The organism is Micromonospora sp. DT178 (assembly GCF_049841695.1).
Lineage (GTDB): Bacteria > Actinomycetota > Actinomycetes > Mycobacteriales > Micromonosporaceae > Micromonospora.
Genome location: NZ_JBNCKV010000008.1, coordinates 212,339 through 232,717, shown reverse-complemented (window position 1 = coordinate 232,717; position 20,379 = coordinate 212,339). Strand labels below are relative to the sequence as shown.

Annotated in this window: 19 protein-coding genes; 14 read left to right on the top strand and 5 right to left on the bottom strand. The window is 74.0% G+C overall.

The features are described from left to right. Positions 1 to 330 precede the first annotated feature (330 nt). Positions 331 to 750, bottom strand: a complete 420-nt coding sequence (locus tag ACLQ22_RS17440; protein WP_425693221.1) for a FadR/GntR family transcriptional regulator — start codon at positions 748 to 750, stop codon at positions 331 to 333. 70 nt (positions 751 to 820) lie between these two features. Continuing rightward, positions 821 to 1,027 (bottom strand): hypothetical protein, encoded by a 207-nt coding sequence (locus ACLQ22_RS17435; RefSeq protein WP_425693220.1) that lies wholly within the window; start codon positions 1,025 to 1,027, stop codon positions 821 to 823. 46 nt (positions 1,028 to 1,073) lie between these two features. Between ACLQ22_RS17435 and ACLQ22_RS17430 the strand changes: the two genes are divergently transcribed. Both ACLQ22_RS17430 and ACLQ22_RS17425 read left to right on the top strand, forming a co-directional pair. Beyond that, positions 1,074 to 1,394, top strand: a complete 321-nt coding sequence (locus tag ACLQ22_RS17430) for an Ig-like domain-containing protein (RefSeq protein ID WP_425693219.1) — start codon at positions 1,074 to 1,076, stop codon at positions 1,392 to 1,394. 673 nt (positions 1,395 to 2,067) lie between these two features. After that, the gene (locus ACLQ22_RS17425; RefSeq protein ID WP_425693316.1) at positions 2,068 to 3,717 is read left to right on the top strand and encodes a family 10 glycosylhydrolase; all 1,650 of its coding nucleotides are present in this window, start codon (positions 2,068 to 2,070) and stop codon (positions 3,715 to 3,717) included. Positions 3,718 to 4,364: 647 nt separating this feature from the next. Here the strand turns inward: ACLQ22_RS17425 and ACLQ22_RS17420 are convergent. Further along, positions 4,365 to 5,006 (bottom strand): MBL fold metallo-hydrolase, encoded by a 642-nt coding sequence (locus ACLQ22_RS17420; protein ID WP_425693218.1) that lies wholly within the window; start codon positions 5,004 to 5,006, stop codon positions 4,365 to 4,367. 145 nt (positions 5,007 to 5,151) lie between these two features. Here ACLQ22_RS17420 and ACLQ22_RS17415 point away from each other — a divergent pair, with 145 nt between their 5' ends. Together ACLQ22_RS17415 and ACLQ22_RS17410 are read left to right on the top strand one after the other, a co-directional pair. Continuing rightward, complete coding sequence (locus ACLQ22_RS17415) at positions 5,152 to 5,700, top strand: hypothetical protein (protein ID WP_425693217.1); 549 nt, start codon at positions 5,152 to 5,154, stop codon at positions 5,698 to 5,700. A gap of 139 nt (positions 5,701 to 5,839) precedes the next feature. Beyond that, complete coding sequence (locus ACLQ22_RS17410) at positions 5,840 to 6,592, top strand: alpha/beta hydrolase (RefSeq protein ID WP_425693216.1); 753 nt, start codon at positions 5,840 to 5,842, stop codon at positions 6,590 to 6,592. 33 nt (positions 6,593 to 6,625) lie between these two features. Here ACLQ22_RS17410 and ACLQ22_RS17405 read toward each other — a convergent pair whose 3' ends face one another. Beyond that, entirely contained in the window at positions 6,626 to 7,384 is a 759-nt protein-coding gene (locus tag ACLQ22_RS17405; protein WP_425693215.1) for an aminoglycoside adenylyltransferase family protein, read from the bottom strand. 135 nt (positions 7,385 to 7,519) lie between these two features. On the opposite strand from ACLQ22_RS17405, the gene ACLQ22_RS17400 reads away from it, so the two are divergent. From ACLQ22_RS17400 to ACLQ22_RS17375, 6 genes are all read left to right on the top strand, one after another. Next, on the top strand, positions 7,520 to 8,128 hold the full coding sequence (locus ACLQ22_RS17400) for a CatB-related O-acetyltransferase (RefSeq protein ID WP_425693315.1): 609 nt from the start codon (positions 7,520 to 7,522) through the stop codon (positions 8,126 to 8,128). Positions 8,129 to 8,190: 62 nt separating this feature from the next. After that, on the top strand, positions 8,191 to 9,006 hold the full coding sequence (locus ACLQ22_RS17395; RefSeq protein WP_425693214.1) for a hypothetical protein: 816 nt from the start codon (positions 8,191 to 8,193) through the stop codon (positions 9,004 to 9,006). 96 nt (positions 9,007 to 9,102) lie between these two features. Further along, on the top strand, positions 9,103 to 10,683 hold the full coding sequence (locus tag ACLQ22_RS17390) for a phenylacetate--CoA ligase family protein (RefSeq protein WP_425693213.1): 1,581 nt from the start codon (positions 9,103 to 9,105) through the stop codon (positions 10,681 to 10,683). 3 nt (positions 10,684 to 10,686) lie between these two features. After that, positions 10,687 to 11,127 (top strand): DUF4188 domain-containing protein, encoded by a 441-nt coding sequence (locus ACLQ22_RS17385; RefSeq protein WP_425693212.1) that lies wholly within the window; start codon positions 10,687 to 10,689, stop codon positions 11,125 to 11,127. Further along, positions 11,124 to 12,227: a GNAT family N-acetyltransferase gene (locus tag ACLQ22_RS17380; RefSeq protein WP_425693211.1), complete on the top strand. Its 1,104-nt coding sequence runs from the start codon at positions 11,124 to 11,126 to the stop codon at positions 12,225 to 12,227. The genes ACLQ22_RS17385 and ACLQ22_RS17380 overlap by 4 nt, the downstream gene beginning before the upstream one ends. Positions 12,228 to 12,229: 2 nt before the next feature. Beyond that, entirely contained in the window at positions 12,230 to 13,213 is a 984-nt protein-coding gene (locus ACLQ22_RS17375) for a nitroreductase (RefSeq protein ID WP_425693210.1), read from the top strand. 75 nt (positions 13,214 to 13,288) lie between these two features. Here the strand turns inward: ACLQ22_RS17375 and ACLQ22_RS17370 are convergent, their stop codons facing one another. Next, positions 13,289 to 14,578, bottom strand: a complete 1,290-nt coding sequence (locus ACLQ22_RS17370; protein WP_425693209.1) for an MFS transporter — start codon at positions 14,576 to 14,578, stop codon at positions 13,289 to 13,291. Between the two features lie 214 nt (positions 14,579 to 14,792). Between ACLQ22_RS17370 and ACLQ22_RS17365 the strand changes: the two genes are divergently transcribed. The 4 genes from ACLQ22_RS17365 to ACLQ22_RS17350 all read left to right on the top strand — a co-directional run bounded on the left by ACLQ22_RS17365 (position 14,793) and on the right by ACLQ22_RS17350 (position 20,351). After that, positions 14,793 to 17,771, top strand: a complete 2,979-nt coding sequence (locus ACLQ22_RS17365) for an MXAN_6230/SCO0854 family RING domain-containing protein (protein ID WP_425693208.1) — start codon at positions 14,793 to 14,795, stop codon at positions 17,769 to 17,771. A 69-nt stretch (positions 17,772 to 17,840) separates the two neighbouring features. Further along, a complete protein-coding gene (locus tag ACLQ22_RS17360; RefSeq protein ID WP_425693207.1) occupies positions 17,841 to 18,143 on the top strand; it encodes a hypothetical protein in 303 nt (100 codons plus the stop codon). 7 nt (positions 18,144 to 18,150) lie between these two features. Further along, positions 18,151 to 19,815 (top strand): alpha/beta hydrolase, encoded by a 1,665-nt coding sequence (locus ACLQ22_RS17355; RefSeq protein WP_425693206.1) that lies wholly within the window; start codon positions 18,151 to 18,153, stop codon positions 19,813 to 19,815. Continuing rightward, positions 19,812 to 20,351 carry a hypothetical protein gene (locus ACLQ22_RS17350; protein ID WP_425693205.1) on the top strand — a complete coding sequence of 180 codons (540 nt, stop codon included), beginning with the start codon at positions 19,812 to 19,814 and terminating at the stop codon, positions 20,349 to 20,351. Before ACLQ22_RS17355 ends, ACLQ22_RS17350 begins: the two co-directional genes overlap by 4 nt. Positions 20,352 to 20,379 lie beyond the last annotated feature (28 nt).

Genomic DNA, 20,379 nt, shown 5'->3' with positions numbered 1-20,379 from the left:
CCCCCCCCGGCCCCCGCCCCGCGGGGGCCGCGGCGCCCCCCCGGGGGGGGCCCCCGGGGGGCCCCCCCCGGGGGGGGTCGCGCCGGGCCCCGACCGCGTATCGGGGGATCAGCCCTTTCGGCCCTCGGTGGCGACGCCCTCGATGAAGTACCGCTGGCCGAAGCTGAACAGCAGCAGTAGCCGACACGAGTACCCCGGCCGGGCAGGCCGGCCGTCAGGCGCTACCGGCTCACCCGTCTGTTGCCCCAACCGTCGGGGTTCGGCAGGCCTTCCCATCTCTCGTCGTGACAGCAGGCGGCGCCCGCCCGCACCCATCCCCGTTCTCGGGGGTCACCAACGATCAGGATCACCAGCCGGTGCTGGCTGACGGGTGGTGCTGATCGCGTCGCGTACCTTTTCGACCAGCTCACGCATTGCGGTCTCGGCGCCCCGGGCCTCGCCGGCCGCAACGCAGTTCGCGACCTGGTCGTGCAGGTCGAGCGCCACCGGCTGGCGACATTTCGGCATCAGGCCATGCTCGGTCCGTCCGGCGAGCACCTCGGCGATCACGCCGGTCAGCGCGGTGAACATCTCGTTGAGGCACGCCTGCAGCAGGAGCGCGTGGAACTCGACATCGGCGGCCAGGAATGCGTTGAGCGTGCCTGCCTCGCCGAGTTGCCGCATCCGCGTGGCCAGGCTGCGCAGCCGCTCGCGCTCGTCAGCGGTGGCATGCCGGGCGGCGCCCGCGGCGGCGAGTGGCTCGACGGCCATCCGTAGAACGCCGTCCGGGACCGCGCGGCACAGCCAATGGTCATCGTCTCCACCGCGCCATCACGCTCCTCTACGACAACACCGACATGGTCGGCCACCACGCCGCCTGGAGCGCGGCCGGCGGTGCGGTGACGCCGACGCAGGAGCAGATCAACCGGATGAAGACCGTGACCGGTGCATCCACGTCGGCACCGGACTCCAGGACTGGCTGATCGACATCGCCCCGAACTCGCTCGCTCGAACCGAGGAACTGGCGGGCGGCCGGCGTCGACGTCACCGGGCACAACATCAACGGTGTCCATGTCTGGGATGTCTGGCGGCAGATGCTCGACGACCATCTCCGCACCGTGGCGTTCCGTACCACCACCAGCCTGGAGGTCGACACCACCTCGGCTGGCAGTTCGCACCGCACCCACGTCACCGCGACCGCCGAGGTGGACCCGGTGACCGTCAGCAACCGCGCACCGTCCGGCACGGTCGACTTCTACGCGGGCGCCAAGTACCTCGGCTCCGCGCCGGTCCGCGACGGGATCGCCCAGTTCGAGGGGACGGTCAGCGATGACCTCGACCAGCCCGTGACCGCCCGCTACCAGGGCGACAGCCTGTACAACGCATCGGAGAGCGCGGCGGTGAATGCCGGCTGACCCCGACGCTCAGACACGGCAACACCTGCGTCGGCTCAGCGTAGACGGTCTCCGCGGACCTACCGCGTCCCCATCTCTGCGGTCAGCTCGGCGCAGATCATGACCGCCGGTCCCGGGTTCGGCGCGATGGGCGATTACCCCCGGTCGCACCTCACCGTCTGCAAAGGGCGTGAAAGCGGTAGGCTGTCGAAGCGGGTATGTGGCGGCCGATGACGCGCCCCAACCACCCGCCTTCTTCCCGGCTTGCAGCTGCCAGCTGATCTGTTGTGCGCTGCCCTGTGACACCTTGGAGCCCGTTTTGGCAGATATGACGCCGCCCGTCCTGAATCCCTTCGCTTCAGGGAGCGACCGGGACACCGACCGCGAACACGGGCAGGCGGTGGACGTGAGCGCGGACGCGATGACCCGCATGCGCACCCCGTTCGTCTCCCGGGACACCGACCGCAGCACCGCTGCCGAAACCGACCGACAGTAGCCACAGGTGTCCCGCGTCCCGTGACGCCCTGAAGATCACCGGGTCGGTCACGGCAGATCCGCTCTGGTAGCCGCTCTCCGGGGAGCGCTCCCGCTGCCGGACGCGTCGCAGTCCTCTGGGTCGGCGGCCAGCCTTATCTGACCGTTAAGTAGCGGTCGGCCTGGTGCGCCCGGAGGTTCGACTGTGCAGACTGGGGCGATGCGCGCCGCCGACTCGCTCGCCCACCGCCGTCGTACGCAGGCATTCGTCGCGGTGGTCGCCGCGCTCGCCGTGGCGGTCGCCCTCGGCGCCTGGTCGCTGCGGGACCGGGTCGCCGGCGGCCTCGGCCTGTCGGAGCGGGGCGCCGTGACCGTCTTCGGTGCCGCCCCGGCGGATCGCACCCCCGCCTGCGCCGGTCGACCGGCCCGGGCGCCCCGCGAGTTGCGGGGCATGTGGATCACGACGGTGAACAACATCGACTGGCCGAGCCGACGGGGGTTGCCGGCCGAGACGGTGCGGGCGGAGTTCCGGGGCTGGCTGGACCTGGCGGTGCGGCACAACCACAACGCGGTCTTCGTGCACGTGCGGCCGAGCGGGGACGCGCTCTGGCCGTCGGCGTACGCGCCGTGGTCGGAGTGGCTGACCGGGCGCCGCGACGGCCGCGACCCGGGCTGGGACCCGATGGAGTTCATGGTCGCCGAGGCGCACGCCCGCAACCTGGAGTTCCACGCCTGGTTCAACCCCTACCGGGGCGGGCAGCCGGCCACGGTGGGCGGGCCCGGCCCGAGGCTGGACCGGCTCGCGCCGACGCACCCGCTGCGGCGGCACCGCGACTGGGTCGTCACCTATCCCAGCGCCGACCGGCCCGGCAGCCGCCTCTACTTCAACCCCGGCATCCCCGAGGCACGCACGTTCGTCGAGGACTCGATGCTGGAGGCGGTCCGGCGCTACGACGTCGACGGGGTGCACTTCGACGACTTCTTCTACCCGTACCCGGAGGCCGGGCAGGACTTCCCGGACGACGCGACGTTCGCCCGGTACGGCCGGGGGTTCGCGGACAAGCACGCCTGGCGCCGGGACAACGTGAACACGCTGGTCCGCGAGATGAGCGAGCGGATCAAGGCGATCAAGCCCTGGGTGAAGTTCGGCATCAGCCCGTTCGGCATCTGGCGCAACAAGCGCACCGACCCGGCCGGCTCGGCGACCGCCGGGTTGCAGAGCTACGACGACATCCACGCCGACACCCGACTCTGGGTACGGCAGCAGTGGCTGGACTACGTCGTGCCGCAGCTGTACTGGCACATCGGGTTCGACAAGGCCGACTACGCCAAGCTGCTGCCGTGGTGGGCGGCCACGGTGCGGGGCACCCGGGTCCAGCTCTACATCGGCCAGGCCGACTACCGGGTGGGCGAGCGCGGCGCCTGGCGCGACCCGGCCGAGCTGGACCGCCAGCTCGCCCTCAACCGCCGGTACGGCGCGAGCGGGAGCGTGCACTTCAGCGCCAGGCAGGTGCGCACCGACAAGCTCGGCGCGGTGAGCCGGTACAGCGGGGCCCACTACGCCGGGCCGGCGCTGGTGCCCGCGATGGCGCAGCTGCCGGCGGCGCCGCCGGCCGCCCCCACGGTCACCGACGCGCGGCGTGCGGGTGTCGGCGGGGTGACGCTGACCTGGCGCGGGGACGGCGCCGCGAGCTTCGCCGTCTACCGTGTCGACGGCGACACGGCCCGGCTCGTCGGCACCGCCCGGGGTACCGGCTGGGTCGACCGCACCGCCCCGGCCGACCGTCCACTGTCCTACTGCGTCTCCGGCCTGGACCGCAGCGGCAACGAGGGCCGCCTCAGCGCACCGATGGCCGTCGCGGCGCGGTAGGAGGGGTTTCCAGGCTGCCCGCGGCGCCCGGCCCGGACGGACCGCGACGGGGTGGCCGGCAGTAATCGTGTTGACCGGACGGGGCGTCTCTGGCGGCCTTTGCTGGTGGACACTGCCGATCTCGCCGCGCGCCTGGACTGCGTCCGGCGAACCTGGACCCCGCAGCAGCGGCTGCACGTCGGCAACGTCGCCTGGTCCCACGCCCACGGGGACGGCAGCGCGGCCCCTGACCGCACCCTTGCCTGGGGCCGCCCCCTGCTGGGGTTCGCCGACATCTGGCTACCGGCGTCGGCAGAGGAGCCGGCGACCGCGTCGCTTCACCTGTCGCTGCGGACCGTGACCCCCCGCCAACTGGTGGATGCGCTCGACGAGCTGGGACAGGTCGCTCCCCGCGTCAGCCTGGAGGTGCCCCTACAGCAGACCGAGCTCGTCGACGCGCTGTCGGCGCGGGGTTTCGTCGAGTCCGGTGGGCCGTGGTTCGCGCAGCTGTGGCGCAGTCTCGGGGACCTGTCCGACCTCGAGGCGACGGCGGATACCCGGTGCCACGCCGGCTCTACGAAGGGCTGCGGATGCGGGAGGTCGCCCAGGTCGTCCGCTTCGCCATCGCATGAGGACGGACGACCCGGCTCCGCCGACGAGTCGTACGGTCAACCGACGAGGTGGACACGCTCACCGGGTCGCAGGCGACGGATGTCGGCGCCCAGGCGGTCGGCCTCGCTCCGCAGTACGCCGTCGAGCACCCGCAGGCCCCAGTCGTTGAGGAGGCCGTCGTGGATGGCGTACGCGCGCCGGGGTGCCGTCCGGCGTAGGTGCTCGATCAGGTCGGGGACGGTCATCCACGGCGCCTGGCCGGGTACGAGCAGCGTGGGCACGTCCACGACGGTCAGCGCGTCACCGGGATGGAAGACCTCCTCGTCGATCAGGAAGCCGACGTTGTCCACGGGCGGGACGTCGGGGTGGCTGTGGTGGTGTTTCTCCCCGACCACCCGTACCCGGAAGCCCGCCACGTGCAGCACGTCGCCCTCGCGGACCACGCGGACCCGATCCTCCAGGCCCGTCAGGTGCCGGGCGACACCCGGACAGGTGTAGACGGCCAGGGCGGGATCGACCGCGACGGCCGCGCGCAGCCGGTCTGGCTCGAAGTGATCGAAGTGTTCGTGGGTGATGAGCACCGCCTCCACGTCCGCCAACGCCTCGGGCTCGGGCGTCATCGCGCCGGGGTCGATGACGAGCGCCCGCCCCGCCTTCTCCAACCGGACGCAGGCGTGGCCGTACTTGGTCAGCTCCATCGCTACCTTGTAGCACCACCCGCGTCGCAAGGGCTGCCCACGGACCTGCCTCGGCGGCCGGATCTGCCGCAGGCAGAAACGGGTAGGCGACGGAGGGGTCGCCCCGGTTGCGGCGACGCCCGGTCGCGCCGGTTACCCTGCGGCGGTGGTGGTCGGCGAGGACGGGGAGCGGCTGGCGGCGTCGCTGGCCGACCGGCTCGACGCGGTCACGTTCGCCGACCTGACCACGGACCAGGTCACCGCCCGGCTGATCGACGCGGTGGTCGACTGGGCGGGGGAGCGGGGCTGGCGGGTCTACCGGCGGGCGTCCAGCGTGTTGCCGCTGCCGCCGCCGATGTCCGCGCAGCAGTCGGTGCTCGACGTGGCCTGTGCCCGCCCGGACGGGCCGCCGGTCGTCGTCGAGGTCGATCACGGTACGCGCCGCCGTACCTGGGAGAAGCTGCTCGCCGAGGCCGACGCGGGGCGGGTCCCGCTCTGGGTGCGCTGGGGCGCCGGCCGGTTCACCGCGCCGCCTGCGCCGATCCTGATGGTGGCCTGCGAGGTGAGCAGGCGGCCGGACCCGACGGGCGGGGGTCGCGTGCACAGTCGTTCGCCGCGAGCCGACAAGCTGCCGCCGGCGCATTCGGCCGTACGGGTCGCGACGGTGGACGCCGTCGAGTTGCCGCTGCCGCCGCCCGGGTCACCCGGGACCTGAGCCGCACGGGCACGGCCGCCGCGCGCCTCGCGGGGACCGCCTCGGTGCGTAGGCGCAGTCGACGGCAGCAGGTGGCGGTCGGCGGTGCGACGCTCGGCCGCGACGCCACAGAGTGGTCGGGCAGTGCCAGAATGCGATCATGGATGAGACGCCGAACTTCCTCCGCCCGTTCGTGCTGACGCCGACCGCACGCCGGCACGAGCGAGAGGCGAACCTCGACTGGTACGTACCGGAGGGCGGCGGTCCGCACCCCGCCGTGGTCCTCGTCCACGGGGGACCGCTACCGGCCGGCCTGCACCCGGGTCCGCGCGACTGGCCGGTCTACCGCGGCTACGGCTGCCTTCTCGCCGACCTCGGTCTGCTGGCCGTCACCGTCGAGCACCGGATGCGCGTCGTCGCCGGCCCGCAGGGTCCCGTCACCGACTGCCCGACGGCCGCCCTCGACGTCGCCTCGGCCGTGGACCGGGTACGCGCCGACCCGCGCGTCGACGGCGGGCGGATCGCCCTCTGGTTCTTCTCCGGCGGGGGACTGCTGAGCACGGACTGGCTGCGGGACCGGCCTTCCTGGCTGCGGGCCGTGGCGCTGACGTACCCGCTCCTCGCGCCGATGCCGGGTTGGGGCGTCGACCCGCGCTTCGATCCCAGCGCGGCGATCGGCGAGCCGGGCGGGCCCGTACCGTCGCTGCTGCTCACCCGCGTCGGCCGGGAACGCGAGGAGATGGCCGAGACGGTCGCGGCGTTCCTCGACGCGGCGGGCGACGCCGGCGTACGGGTGGAGGTGATCGACGTACCGGGCGGGCAGCACGGGTTCGACATGCTCGACCACACCGACGAGTCCCGGCGGGCGGTCGAGCAGGCGGCCGGCTGGGTCTCGCAGCGACTGGCCCGGTGACCGGCTCTCCTGCCCACCCCGCAGCGGCGACGCTCAGCGCTGCGACAGCCGGTCGATCTCCGCGAGCATCCGGTCCACCTGTGGACGCGTTTGGGCCCGCAGCTCGTCGCTCCAGCTCTCCTCGGAGTAGCGGCAGTTGAGGTACAACTCCCTGGCATGCGCCAGCACGGGTCGGTGCTCCCGCGGCAGCCGGGCCAGAGCCCAGTCGGCGGCGGCGTCCTTCGACCGGATCTCGCCCGTCGCGAGCGTGCTCCAGATGCGGGCGAAGGTCAGCACGACGTTGCGGGTGTCGCCGTCCAGGTCGTCGAGCAGGCCGGGGATGCCCGCCACGCTCGCCCGGACCAGGTCCGGGTGCGGTACGGGGTCCAGGACCTGCGCCGGCGGCGGGCCGGTGAGGGGCTGGTCGCCGGCCAGCACCATCGTGATCAGCAGGGCCAGGTCCGGCATCGGCTCCGGGCGCGGGAGGGCGCCGGCCTCGAACTCGGCGCGTAACCACTCGCCGTACAGGAAGTCGGCGGTCGGCGGAAACCGCCACGGGCGGACCTCGGACTGGACGACCACGGTGAGTTCGACCGGACGGGCCCCGGCGGGAGAGCCGGAGATCGCGAGCAGCCCGTCGAGGAGTGCCCTTCGTTCCTGATCGTCCATCCGCCGGCGCGCGACCACGAGGACGTCCAGGTCGCTGGCCGGCTTGAGGCCGCCGAGCACGCAGGACCCGTGCAGGTAGGCACCGACGGTCTCGCCACCCAGCACGCCACCGACCAACCCCACGACCTGCCGAACCTGATCCATGGCCGCCAGTCTCGGCCGTCGGGGCGGGGCAGCGCATCCGGATAAGGATTTTGCGATCATGGGTACGTCGACCCGCCCGAGAGGAAGTGATCCGTGGTGGCAGGCGTCCCCGCCGATCCGAACGTCCTGCATCCGATGCCCGAGCAGCCGCGGGTGGTGCTGTTGAAGCCGCTGGTCACCTCCCCGCTCATCGAGGTCGGCGAGTTCTCCTACTACGACGACCCGGACGATCCGACCGCCTTCGAGACCCGCAACGTGCTGTACCACTACGGGCCGGAGAAGCTGGTCATCGGGAAGTTCTGCGCACTCGGCGAGGGCGTGCGGTTCATCATGAACGGCGCCAACCACCGTCTGGACGGCCCGTCGACGTTCCCCTTCCCGATCATGGGTGGCTCCTGGGCCGAGCACTTCGACCTCATCACCGGCCTGCCCGGACGGGGTGACACCGTCGTGGGCAACGACGTCTGGTTCGGATACCGCGCCATGGTGATGCCCGGCGTCCGCATCGGCCACGGGGCGATCGTCGCTTCCGGTGCCGTCGTCGTCGACGACGTCCCCGACTACGGCGTCGTCGGCGGCAACCCGGCCAGGCTCATCCGCCGCCGGTACAGCGACGAGGACATCGTCCGCCTGCTGGCGCTGGCCTGGTGGGACTGGCCGCTCCCGCACCTCACCGAGCACGTCCGCACGATCATGTCCGGCAGCGTCGACGCCCTCGAGGATGCGGCACCGGGGGATCGGTAGCGGAAGATCGAGGCCGCCGCCCGGTGGACCGGCGGGCCGGGTGGCCGGAAAGGAGCCCTCGGGTGTACGTCAGCATGGCGACCAGCGCCGGTAGGATCGGCCGGCCGAACGAGGACTTCGTCGGCGCCGTTCCCGGCGCCGCCGTGCTGCTGGACGGTGCCGGCATCCCGGGAACCGAGTCGATCTGCTGCCACGGTGTCGCCTGGTTCACGCACCGTCTCGGCGGCGCGCTGCTCGGCCGGCTGTCGCGCGACGACGGGCGAAACCTCGCGGCGATCCTCGCCGACGCGATCGGCGAGACAGCCGCCGATCACGACAGCGTCTGCGACATCGCGAACCCCAGCAGCCCACATGCGACCGTGGTGATCGTCCGCGCCCGCCGGGGCCGCCTGGACCATCTCCTGCTCGCCGACTCCTTTCTCGTCCTCGACCAGGTTCGCGGTGGCCCGCAGGTCATCACCGACGAGCGTGAGGTCACCGTGAGGCGCATCTGCTCGGCGCCCCTGGACGGCGTTCCCGGGGGAACCCCCGAGTACGACCGCCTCCGGGACTCCTGCGTCGAGGCGCTGCGGGCCCGCCGGAACCAACCGGGCGGTTACTGGATCGCCAAGGACGATCCGCACGCGGCGGAGGAAGCGGTGACCGGCAGTCGACCCCTTCACGACCTGGACGGCGCCGCCCTGCTCAGCAACGGCGCCAGCCGCATCGTCAGCCCGTACGGCCTGACCGACTGGCCCGGCGTACTGGACCTGCTCGGCGCCGACGGGCCGGCCGAGATCATCCGCCGCGTCCGGCAGGCCGAAGTTCGCGCCCGCGGCGGCCCCGATGACCCGGTCCCTGACGACGCCACGGTCGCGCACTGCACCCACCTCGGGTAGGGGACCGGGCGCCGGATCCAGCTGGGTGCGGATACTCAGCGTCGGATCGGTGCGACAGCTCAGGCGTCCCCGGCCGGATGCGCCGAGGATTCTGACATGGCCGAGACGCTGCATCGATACGCTGATCCGTCCTTTCTCGCGTCACCACGCCTGACCGCCGGGGAACGCTGGCGACGGGCACGTCTGACGATCTTCGGCCGGGTCCTCGGGGCGGTGGTGCGGCTCGCCGGTCGCCACCCCGCCTCGTGGCGGTGGTCGGCCCGGCGGCACCACCCGGCACTGGACCTGCTCGCGGCGGCGAACGCGCGTGCGGGTTGCGCGCTCGCCGCGCTGGACGTCCCGGCGTACCGCTCCTTCCTGCGCGCCCGGCCGGTCGGGGTCCGTCGCCGGCTGCGGGACTTCCCGGAGACCGACAAGGTGAGCTACGTCGTTCCCTTCGACGCCGCCCGGCGCTGCCGTGGCGGACGGCTGCCGGCCCGGGGCGTGGTGGTCGACGAGTCGGCCGGATCGTCGGGCCGGCCCTTCAACTGGCCGCGCGGCGAGCGGGAACTGCGCGCGGTGCACCGCGACATCGTCGGCTACACCAGCCTGGTCTTCCCGATGCGTCGCCCGTTCGTCATCAACGCCTACTCGATGGGCGCCTGGGCGACCGGGACGACGACCGGCGCCGCGATGGCCCGGATCGCGGTGGTCAAGAACACCGGCCCGGACCTCGGCAAGATCGTCGACACGCTTCGTGAGTTCGGCCCGGACTTCGACTACCTGGTGACCGCGTACCCGCCGTTCCTGAAGCACCTGCGCGACCGGCTCGACGCCGACGGCTTCGACTGGTCGCGCCACCGCGTCTTCGCCAGCTGCGGGGGAGAGGGGATGACCGAGGCGCTGCGCGCCTACCTGGAGGAGCGGTTCCTGAAGGTCCGGTCGGCGTACGGGGCCTCGGACCTGACCATCGGGATCGGCGCGGAGACCCGGTTCACCGTGTGGCTGCGGCGCCGCCTGCGCACCGACCCCGAGCTGCGGGCGGCGCTGCTCGGCGTCGACGAGCAGCGGCTGCCGATGGTGTTCCAGTACAACCCGTTGGCCACCTACCTGGAGACCAACGAGCGCCGGGAACTGCTCTGCACCATCACCGGCCCCGACGTCCTTCAGCCACGACTGCGGTACAACGTCGGCGACGAGGCGCTGCTCGTCGGGTACCGACGGATCCTCGACCTGGTCCGCGGCGACCCGCAGCGCTGGGCCGAGTGCCGCGCGGCGCTGGCCAGCGAGCGGATGACCCTGCCGGTGCTGCTGCTGTTCGGCCGGCGCGACTCGACGGTGTCGTACCTGGGCGCCAACCTCTACCCGCAGGACGTGGAGTACGGCCTCTACGCCGGGAACCCGTACGCCGCCGAGATCAGTCGGTTCTGCCTGGCGCTGGCCGAGGACGCCGCGCTGGAGACCCGGCCCGTGGTGCACCTCGAACTGCGACGCCCGCTGCCCGACTCGGACCGCGAGGCTCTCGCCGGCGCCTGCCGCAGCGGCGTACGCCGGCACCTGGCGACCGTCTCCCGTGACTTCGCGCAGTCGCTGACCGAGGACCCGGCCGCCGGTGACCTCCGAATCGAGCTGCACGAACCGGGCGCCGGCCCGTTCGCCGGACAGCAGAAGATCAAGAACGTCTACCTGAAGGGCTGAGAGATGCGTACCCGTGACTTCTCCCGCGCCCCCGCACAGGCCCAGGCCGGCGCCATGTTCTTCGGCGCCACCCGCTACAGCGGGCCGCTGGCGATCCTGCGGCTCCTCCCGGCCTGGCTGCGGATGGTCCGCGACATGCGCCGCATGTCCGGATACCGCTGGCACCGGGTGTACTGGGAGTTCCCGTTCACCCTCGGCACCGTCGCGTTCTTCGCCGACCGCGACGCCCTGCTGCGCTTCGCCCGGTCCCGGCACCACCGCAAGCTGATGGTCTGGCTCACCGACGGCAACCGCAACGCGACCGCGGGCTTCATCCGGCTCTTCACGGCCGAACCCGACGGCTACTCCAACGGGCTGTGGCGGGCCGAGTCCCCGGAGATGGGGCACATCGCGACGTTCACGCCGCTGGGATCGGAGACGGTGGGACCGGCGGTGCGGCGATGACCGCCCCGCACGCTCTGGAACGCATCGTCGACCGGCGCGGCCTGCGCGAGTTCCTGGCGCTCACCGACAGGGTGTACGCCGGCGAGCCGCGCTTCGTGCCGCCGTCGCGCCAGCAGGTGCGGCGATGGTGGCGCGACAGCGTGCCGATGTACGTGCTCCGCGACGGCGCGGGTGCCGTCGTGGCCCGGACCACGCTGCACACCGACTCCGCCCTCGACGCCCGACTCGGCCGCCGGTGCCAGCTCTTCGGGCTCACCGAGTTCACCGACGCGGCGGCGCGCCCGCTGTTCGACGCGATCGGCGCCGCCGCCCGCGCCGCCGGCGACCGGGACGCGCTCTTCGGGCCGGTGGCGTTGCTGCCCAACCAGTCGGGCGGGGTCATCACCTCCGGGTACGCCGACCGGGGCTTCATCGACAGCGCCTGGAACCCGCCCCGGTACGTGACCGCGTACGAGTCGTCCGGGTTCCGCCGGCGGTTCGAGTCGGACACCTGGATCTGCCCGGTCACCGCCGGAGACGACGTCCCGCCCGACGCCGACGTCTCGCCTGGCGCCGACGAGGACGGCGCGGAGCTGAGGGTGCACCGGGGCGACGTCCGCCGGCTCGCCGACCAGCTCGAACTGCTGCGCGGGATGCTGAACGCGTCCTTCGCCCAGCTCGGCTACTACACCCAGATCTCCGCCGAGCAGCTGCGCCGGCAGACCGACGGGCTCGCGTACCTGCTGGACGAGTCGCTGCTGCTCTACCTGACCAGGGCCGGGCGCCCCGTGGCGTTCGTGCTGTGCGTACCGGACATCAGCGAGTTCGTGGTCCGGGTCCGGGGCGACCTCCACCCGGTCAACCAGCTCCGGCTGCTGGCGGTCCGCCGCCGGTACCGGCGGGAGGCGGTGCTGATCGTCAAGGGTGTGCTGCCGGAACACCAGGGGCGCGGGTACCAGCGGCTGCTCTCCGCCGCGCTGCGCCGCAACCTGCACGCCGGCGGATACACCACGCTGCGCAGCACCTACGTCGGCCGGGACAACCCGGCCTCGGCCGCGCAGTACCGGGCGATGGGCGGCCGGCCGCTGCATGGCTACACCTTCTACGAGAAGGCGCTGTAGACATGGGCCTCGCGGCGTTCCGCGCCCTGGAGCCGCTCTGCTGGCGGGCGCCGAGCGCGCACAACACCCAGCCGTGGCGCCTCGACCACCAGCCCGGAGCGGTCCGGGTGGGCTGGGACGAGGCGCGCACCCTGCCGGCGGGCGACCCCTCCGGCCGGGACCTGCGGCTGTCCCTGGGCGCCTTCGTCGAGACCTGTCTGGTCGTCGCGGCCGACGCCGGGCTCCGGATGCGCTTCGTCGCCGACCACTGCGCCACCGACCGTCGGGCGGGCTGGCTACGGGCGTCCCCGCACCGCTACGACACCCCGTTCGACGCGGCGCAGGTGCTCACCCGTCGCACCCACCGGGGCCGGTTCTCGGCCGGCCCGGACGCCGAGGTGGTGGCGGCCGTCGACGCCGTCGCGCGGGCGTCGGGCGGGGCGGTCCGGGCCGTACCGGACGCCGGCCTGCTGGCCCGCCTGCTGAGGACCGCCGACCGGCAGACGTACGCGGATCCCAGGGTGGTTGGCGAGTTGCGGTCGTGGCTGCGGCTCACGCCGACACACCCGGACTATCACGCCGACGGGCTCACCGACCGGTGCCTGGGGCTGTCCGGGCGCGAGGCGAGCGCGTTGCGGGCGGCGCTGGCGGCGTACCCGGTCCTGCGCCCGCTGGGCCTGCCCCGGCTCCTCGCGGCGGCCTCCGGCAACCCGCTCGCGCGCGGTGGCGCCGTGATCGTCCTGATCGGACCGCCCGAGACGGACGACGCCACCCAGGTCGAATTCGGTCGGGTGCTCGCGCGCACGTGGCTGACCCTGCACGCGGCCGGGCTGGCGGCGCACCCGCTGAGCCAGCTGATCGACACGGCCGCGACCCGGGAGGCCCTCGGCTCGCTGCTGGGCGTGGCGCCGGAGCGCCTGCTGCACGTGGCCCGGGTCGGCCGGCCGGTGGGCCCGGCAGCACCCTCGGCGCGCCGGGTCGGCGGCATCGGGCAGGGCCTGCGCTGATCCCTTGTTCGACGGCGGTGGCGCGGCCGCGCCGGCTCGCGCGCGGGCACGGAGTGCGGGTGGCACCACCCAGGGTCACGACGCCTGGCTGGCCGCGGGCCGTCGGGTCGCCGACCGGCGGGGCACCGGCTCGGACCCGGCGCGGCGGACCGGGGTGAACAGCCCGCCGACCGCGACCAGGAGACACCCCGCTCCTGCGACGAGAGTGACCGCGGTGACGCCGTAGCGGCCCGCGGCCCAGGTCAGCACGGCGGCGCCGGCCGGGCCGAGCGCGTAGTGCGTGCTCCAGAACGCCGAGGTGACCCGCCCGAGCAGGTGGTCGGGGGTGATCTCCTGGCGCAGCGACATCGAGCAGATCCCGCCCACGCTGACGCCGCACAGGTACACCGCGGTCAGCACGGTGACGCCCCGCACGCTCCCGACGACGCCGATGCCGACGATGGCGAGACCGCACATCGCGTGCGCGCCGATCCAGGTGATGCCGAAGCCACGCCTGCGGCGCAGCGGCGCCACCAGCAGCGCTCCGACGACCGTGCCCAGGGCCGCCAGGCCCAGCACCGTGCCGACCGTGCCGTCGGAGCCGCCGAGGTCGTGCTTGACGTGGTAGACGAGGACGTCGGTGAAGCCGTACGTCAGGAAGATGAAGACCGACAGCAGGACGGTCAGCGAGCGGAGCACGGGCTGCCGCCAGAGGAACCGCGCGCCGGCGAGGAACTCGGCCAGCCGGCCCTCCCGCGCCACCGCGCCGCCGGCCTCCGCACCCTCGTCGGGCCGCCGCAGCCGCACCAGCCAGAGGCCGAAGGCCGACAGGGCGAAGCTGGCCGCGTTGATGGCGATGGCCGCCGTGGGGCCGAAGCGGGCCGACACCACGCCGGCGAGCAGCGGCCCGAGCACGGCCGCCGCCGCGTACGTCGCCTGGAGGCGACCGTTGGCCTCGGTGATCCTGGGCCGGTCGACGAGGTTGCGCACCGCGGTCACCGCGGCGACCTGGAACACCATGCCGGCCGCTTCGCAGATCGGCAGCACGACGAAGAGCAGCCAGACCTGCGGACCAGCGAGCCAGGCCAGGGGAATGAGGCCGTAGAGCACCAGTCGGGCCAGGTCGGCGGTGATCATGAGCTTCCGTCTGTCGTACCGGTCGACCAGGACGCCGCCGAAGATCCCCGCGCCGACGGACGCGGCACCGGCCGCGGCCGTGAGCAGGCCCATCTGGGCGACCGACCCGGTCGCGTGGAGCACGAGCAGCGGCACCGCGATGTAGGCGAACGAGTCGCCGGCGGCGGAGAGCGACTGCGCAGCCCAGTAGGCGCCGAAGTTGCGATCACGCCACAGGGGACGCGGAACCGGATCGGTGCGTCGGCTCATATCGGCGAGGGTAATCCGATCCCCCCTGCGAGCGGTGCCCCTGGCACGCCCGGCGGGCGTCTTCCGGCCGGGAATCAGGGTGAGGCCGGCCGCGGCCGCCCCGTATGATCCTCCCCGCGGTGGGCGGCTCCCCGCGGTGCTTCCTTCTCACCCTTTCCTGGCAACTAGCGTCGCGACTCTCCGCCCACCGCCTTCGCACGGGGAGGGCGCGAGCATGGATCCGCTGGCCGGGGTGCTGCTGCGACGCACCGGCCGGGTCGCGGTGGTCGGTACGGGCCCCGCCCCCGCGGACGGTGCGGCCTGGGTGGCCGCGCTCGAGGCCGATCTGGCCGGTCGTGGCTGGCTGCTCCGGGACGACCTGCGCACGGCGGCGGCCCGGCTGCCGGCGTCGGTGCGGGTCCGGTGGGCCGACTGGCTGCTGGCGACCATCGACGAGATGGTGGGCGCGGATCGTCCGATGCTGCCGCTCTACCGGTCGTTCCCCGACACCCCGCGCGACATCGAAGCGGTCTACGTGCGGCGGCTGCTGGCCCATCTGTTCGCCGTGCCCGGCGCGCCCTGCGTGCTGTGCGGCCGCGAGGACGGTGGCGCGCCGCTCGACCCTTGTGGCCATCCCGTGTGCCCGGCATGCTTCCCGCCGGAGCAGGTCACCGCGTGCCCGGTCTGCGGCCGCCGGCTGGCGGCGGACGACACGTACCTCACCGTCGTCGCGCCCCCGGCCCCGGTGCGCAGCCGGCTCCGGCGGGCCGGTGCGCCGGTCGAGGAGACCGACGCGCGCGCCGTCCCGGCCGCGCCGCCGCTGCCGATGCGTCTCGCCGGGCTCGAGTCCGACCCGGTCGGCGCCGCGGCCCGGCTCCGCGACGAGCTGGTCGCCCGGCCTGCCGCGCTGAGCGAGTCCGACCGGGCCGACCTCGAGGTGTTGGTGAACGCCACCGCGCCGGGCCGCCTCGACTGGCTGCCCGAGGTGGTGCCCGCGCGGGAGACCCTCGCGCTGGTCGTCGCCTCGGCGCTGCACGCCACGGCGGGCACCCCCGGCTACCGCGACCTGGTCGCCGCGGCCCGGCGGCGGTGGTCGACCGCCACGGACGTGGCGCGGACCCTGTGGGCGTACTCGGGTGGGGACCCGGGGCTGGTCCTGCCGCGGCGGGACGACGAGTCCGAGGCTCCGGGCGCGGGCTGGCGACCGGTCCACGAGCCCGTCGTCGTCGTGCCGGTCACCCGGGTGCGGGCCCTGCCCCGGCCGCTGCGGCGCGCGGCGCTCGCGCATCTCGACGCCTGTGGTGCCGCGGGCGCGGCGGAGGACCTGCGGCGGCACCCCACCGTCTGGAAGCGACTCGGCGAGCGGCTGCACCCGTACGAGAAGGTGGCCGCGCACCCGGCGGCGGCCGTCGCCTTCGCCGCGCTGCGCGGCACCCGCGCGGCCCGCGCCAGCGCCCTCGGCGCGGCCATCGTGGCGGCCTGCGCCCGCGAGCCCCGGCAGCTCGTGCTGACCGGGCACCCCGACGGCACGGTCACGGTCCGCGTGCGGACCCACGCGTCCCTGGTGGAGGAGGCCCTGACCGACGGCGACGTGACGGGGGCCGCCGGCCTGCTCACCGAGCGTCCGGGCGAGCTGTGGCGCCGGCTCGACCACCTGCTGCGGGCCGCCGGGGACGATCCGGCGGCGTACGCGGCCGTCGAGACAGCCATCCGCCGGACGGTGGCCCGGGTGGCACCCGGCGTGCTCGCCGCGGCGGCGGCTCAACTCACCGGTCGCGCCGAGACGGTACGGGCGACGGCCGCCGAGCTGGCGGCGACCGCGCGGGCGCGGGCGGCGGCGCGGGCCCGCGGCTCCGCGCACACCGGGGCCGCCCCGGCGCTCGCCGTCGGCCTGGGCGACGTCCTGCGCGCCGTCGCGCGGGGCGTGCGCGGTGCCGGCCCTGCCTTCCTGCGGGAAGCGCTCCGGTCGGGCGGCGAGCTGCCCCCTCCCGCCGAGGCGCCGCCCGTGGGCGGCGCCGTCGAGGAGCCCGGGATCGTCGGTGGCCGTCCCGGTCCCGGTATGCCCCGGCGGGTGTTCCATCCCCGCGGCAGCGTCGTGACGACCTGGACCGAGCCCGAGCGACGCCCGCCGGTGCCCGCGCCGGCGATCACCGCGGTACGCGGGCTGGTCGACGCCGAGCTGACCGCCCGCGCCGCCCGGCTCGGCCGGTTCGACGTGGCCGTCCTCGACGCCGCCCTGGCCGAGGTGCCCGCGCCGACGCGGGAGCGGGCCGCCTCGGCGCAGCTGGCGGGGTGGCCACGGGGCAGTGTGCGGGCGCTGCCCGACGCGGAGGTGTTGCGGTTCTTCCTGCACTGGGAGGAGCCGGGCGCCGCGCGGGTCGACCTCGACCTGTCCTGCGTGTTCTTCGACCGGGACTGGCAGCGGGTGGGCCACTGCGACTTCACCCGGCTGCGGTTCGCCGGCGACGGCGCGATCCACTCCGGCGACCTCACCTCCGCCCCGGCTCCGCTCGGGGCCACCGAGTTCCTCGACCTGCACCTGACCCGTCTCGCCGAGCACGGCGTGCACTACGCCGTGCCGACCGTCCTCAGCTACAACGCCGTGCCGTTCGAGGCCCTCACGGAGGCGGTCGCCGGCGTCATGCTGCCCCTCGCCCGGGGCGAGCAGTTCGACGGCGCCCGGGTCGCGCAGCGGTTCGACCTGCGCGGCAACGCCCGGATGCTGCTGCCGATGGTCGTGGACCTGCGCACCCGACGGTTGCTCTGGACCGACCTGACCCTGACCGGCCATGGCTACGGCCACAGCGTCGACCGGCACGGTGACCAGCTCGCGCGGGCGGCCGCCGACCAGTGGGAGCACTTCCTGGGCGGCCACCACGCCACGGTCCTCGACCTGCTGGCATGGCACGCGGTCGGGCGCGCCGACCGGATCCTGGTCGGCCACGCGGACCACACCTACACCGAGGTACCGGCCGACGTCGCCGCCGTCCGCGCGGCGGCGTCGGCGGACACCGGCGAGATCGGCGTACCGCCCGACCTGGCCGGCCGCACGGTCCTGGCCGGCGCCGCCGACCCCGACGCCCTCGACCGGCTGGTCCGCGTGCCCGCCCCGGTCGTGCCGGGCTCGACGGTGGTGACGGTGACCGGCACGCCCGGCCATCCGTGGACGGTGCTGCGCGCCGGCGACGTGCTGGCCGGGCTGGGCACGGGCTGAGGCGACCGATCCGCGCGGTGCGTGGGGCGGTTAGGTAGGCTCGCATCGATCTTCGCGGGAGGCCAGTCAGTGATCGAACTACACGTCGAGCCGGAGTTGCTGGAGAAGGCGTCGCGGGTGTGCGACGACCTGCGGGACGATCTGCGGCGCGACGTGTCCGACGTCGGAGACGAGACGCGGGCCGCGGTCGCCGGGCTGCCCGGATGGCAGACCCGGGCGGCGCTGGAGCAGCTGCGTTGGTCGTGGTCGGACGACCTGACCAGGTTGGACCGCTATCTGTCGCAGGTGGGCGACGCCCTGCAGGGCTGCGCGATGGACTACCGCTACAGCGACGAGGCCAACGCCGCCCGTTTCGACATCCACGGGCGGTGACCGCGCGGTGGTGACGTACGCGGACCTGCGCGAGGCGCGCGTCGCCCCGCTCCGGGACGCCGCGCAGGCCTGGACGGACCTGTCCCGGGCCTGCGCGACGCTGGAAGAGCGGTGCGGCGCCGAGCTGACCGGGCCACTGCGCGTCTCGGGCTGGCAGGGGCCGGCGGCGACTGCCGCGTTGGGCCGGCTGGACGAACTCGACGACGAGTTCGAGGTCGCGAGCCTGCAGACGCGGACCGCCGCGAGCGTGTTGCGGGAGGCGGCGGAGGAGTTCGGCGACCTGCAACGGCGGTTGGAGTCGGCCGTCGGCGCCGCCCGGTCCCTCGGACTGGCTGTGGACGAGGCCGGGCGGGTGTCCGCGCCGGCGGTGGCGGCAGGGGACAGGCACGACCCGGACGCGCAGACGATCCACCGTCGGCATGTCCAGAACGCCGCGATCTACACCGATCTCATCACGCGGATCGTCACCGAGGCCACCGAGGCCGACAGCCGGATCGCCCGCGCCCTGACCCAGTTGAAGGCCAGCGCGCCGGGACAGTTCGCCTGGGAGTACAACCGGGCCAACGACGGCGCTCTCGCCGCCGCTGCGGCGCTTCAGCTCAGCGAGGAGAGCATCCCGGCGCCGGGCAGCAGTCCCGCCGACGTGCACGCCTGGTGGATCGGCCTGTCCGACGACGAGCGGCAGGTCTACCTCACCGCCTACCCGGAGAGGATCGGCGCCCTCGACGGGCTGCCCGCCACCGACCGCGACGCGGCGAACCAACTGGCGCTGCGCACGTTCGTCGGTGACGACGCCGGCCGCCACCGCGACCGGGACGACCCGCAGCATGCCACCGCGCTCATGCTGCTGGACAAGCTGGAAGGCACGGAGCACGCGGCGCCAAACGAGCGGCTCTACCTGCTCTCGGTCGATCCGACGGGTGACGGGAAGGCGGCGGTCGCGATCGGCAACCCGGACACCGCCGCCCACACCGCGGTCCTCGTACCCGGCGTCGGCACCGAACTCGACGACATCCGTGGCCTGATCGGGCGGGCCAACGACCTGCGGGAGGCCTCGGTCGAGCTTGCCCCCGCCGGCGCCGACGTCTCCGTCGTGGCCTGGCTCGGCTACGACACCCCGTCGGCGAACCTCGACATCGTCAGCGCCGTGTTCGGAGCCAAGTCCGAGGCCGGTGCCCGCGCGCTCGACGGTTTCGTCGACGGGCTCCGCGCCTCCCACGACGACAGTCCCTCCCACGTCACCGCCATCGGCCACAGCTACGGGTCGACCGTCCTCGGCGAGGCGGCCAGCAACGGCGACGGGCTCGCCGCGGACGACCTGATCGCCGTCGGCAGTCCCGGCATGCGCGTCGAGAACGCCGGCGAGTTCAACGTCGACCCGAGACACGTGTGGGCCGGCGCCGCGGCCGACGACACCGTCGTCGCCCGACCGGAGGAGACGATCGGCTGGCTCGACCGCGTACCCGTCGTCGGGGAGTGGTTGGTCGACGGCCTCGTCGGCATCCACGGCCCCGCCCCGCACGACCCGGAGTTCGGCGGCAACGTCCTGCACGTCGACACCTCCGGCCACAGCGGATACTGGGCGCAGAACAGCCAGATGCTGCGCTCCCAGGCGGCCGTCATCGTCGGCGACTACGAGGCAGCCGCCCTCGACCACGGCAAAGCACCATGACCCTTCGGCACCGCACGCCCTGGTGGCACGCCGTGGCGGTGGCGGCCGTACTGGTGCCGGCGACCGCCTGCGCGGGCGGTGACCCGGGCACCTCGTCAGGAAAGGACGACCCGTTGCAGACCAAGGCAGCCGCCGAGGTGAGCACCCTGGCCGAGGCTCGTGCCCAGGCCGTCGCCACCACCGCCGGCGTCGCGCTGGACGACTGGCGGACCAACACCTCGCCCTGCCAGGGCCAGCGCGGCGAGATCGCCGACGACGGACGGTGGACGTTGAGCGGCTTCGCCGGGCTTCCGGTCCCGCCCGCCGACCAGATCACCACGCTGCGGCGCATCCGCGACATGTGGCGGCAGCAGGGCTACGAGATCACCGAGGACCGCACCTTCGCCGACGGCACCCGGGGCGCCGTGTCGATGCGTGACCCCGGCACCGGGATCACGATCAGCCTCACCACCACCGCGAGCCGGGACCGCGTCGCCCTGATCCTGGCGAGCGACTGCTACCGGCCCGCGGCCGGCGAGGATCCCGCCAACGCCTAGGCCGGCTCCCGGCGCGTCCGCAGGCACG

What these genes read in the sequence shown, in the direction of transcription:
- ACLQ22_RS17410 (WP_425693216.1), top strand. Translation starts at nt 5,840, where the DNA reads ATGGATGAGACGCCGAACTTCCTCCGCCCGTTCGTGCTGACGCCGACC.
- ACLQ22_RS17385 (WP_425693212.1), top strand. Translation starts at nt 10,687, where the DNA reads ATGCGTACCCGTGACTTCTCCCGCGCCCCCGCACAGGCCCAGGCCGGC.
- ACLQ22_RS17380 (WP_425693211.1), top strand. Translation starts at nt 11,124, where the DNA reads ATGACCGCCCCGCACGCTCTGGAACGCATCGTCGACCGGCGCGGCCTG.
- ACLQ22_RS17440 (WP_425693221.1), bottom strand. Translation starts at nt 750, where the DNA reads ATGGCCGTCGAGCCACTCGCCGCCGCGGGCGCCGCCCGGCATGCCACC.
- ACLQ22_RS17420 (WP_425693218.1), bottom strand. Translation starts at nt 5,006, where the DNA reads ATGGAGCTGACCAAGTACGGCCACGCCTGCGTCCGGTTGGAGAAGGCG.
- ACLQ22_RS17375 (WP_425693210.1), top strand. Translation starts at nt 12,230, where the DNA reads ATGGGCCTCGCGGCGTTCCGCGCCCTGGAGCCGCTCTGCTGGCGGGCG.
- ACLQ22_RS17425 (WP_425693316.1), top strand. Translation starts at nt 2,068, where the DNA reads ATGCGCGCCGCCGACTCGCTCGCCCACCGCCGTCGTACGCAGGCATTC.
- ACLQ22_RS17350 (WP_425693205.1), top strand. Translation starts at nt 19,812, where the DNA reads ATGACCCTTCGGCACCGCACGCCCTGGTGGCACGCCGTGGCGGTGGCG.
- ACLQ22_RS17390 (WP_425693213.1), top strand. Translation starts at nt 9,103, where the DNA reads ATGGCCGAGACGCTGCATCGATACGCTGATCCGTCCTTTCTCGCGTCA.
- ACLQ22_RS17430 (WP_425693219.1), top strand. Translation starts at nt 1,074, where the DNA reads ATGCTCGACGACCATCTCCGCACCGTGGCGTTCCGTACCACCACCAGC.
- ACLQ22_RS17365 (WP_425693208.1), top strand. Translation starts at nt 14,793, where the DNA reads ATGGATCCGCTGGCCGGGGTGCTGCTGCGACGCACCGGCCGGGTCGCG.
- ACLQ22_RS17405 (WP_425693215.1), bottom strand. Translation starts at nt 7,384, where the DNA reads ATGGATCAGGTTCGGCAGGTCGTGGGGTTGGTCGGTGGCGTGCTGGGT.
- ACLQ22_RS17370 (WP_425693209.1), bottom strand. Translation starts at nt 14,578, where the DNA reads ATGAGCCGACGCACCGATCCGGTTCCGCGTCCCCTGTGGCGTGATCGC.
- ACLQ22_RS17400 (WP_425693315.1), top strand. Translation starts at nt 7,520, where the DNA reads ATGCCCGAGCAGCCGCGGGTGGTGCTGTTGAAGCCGCTGGTCACCTCC.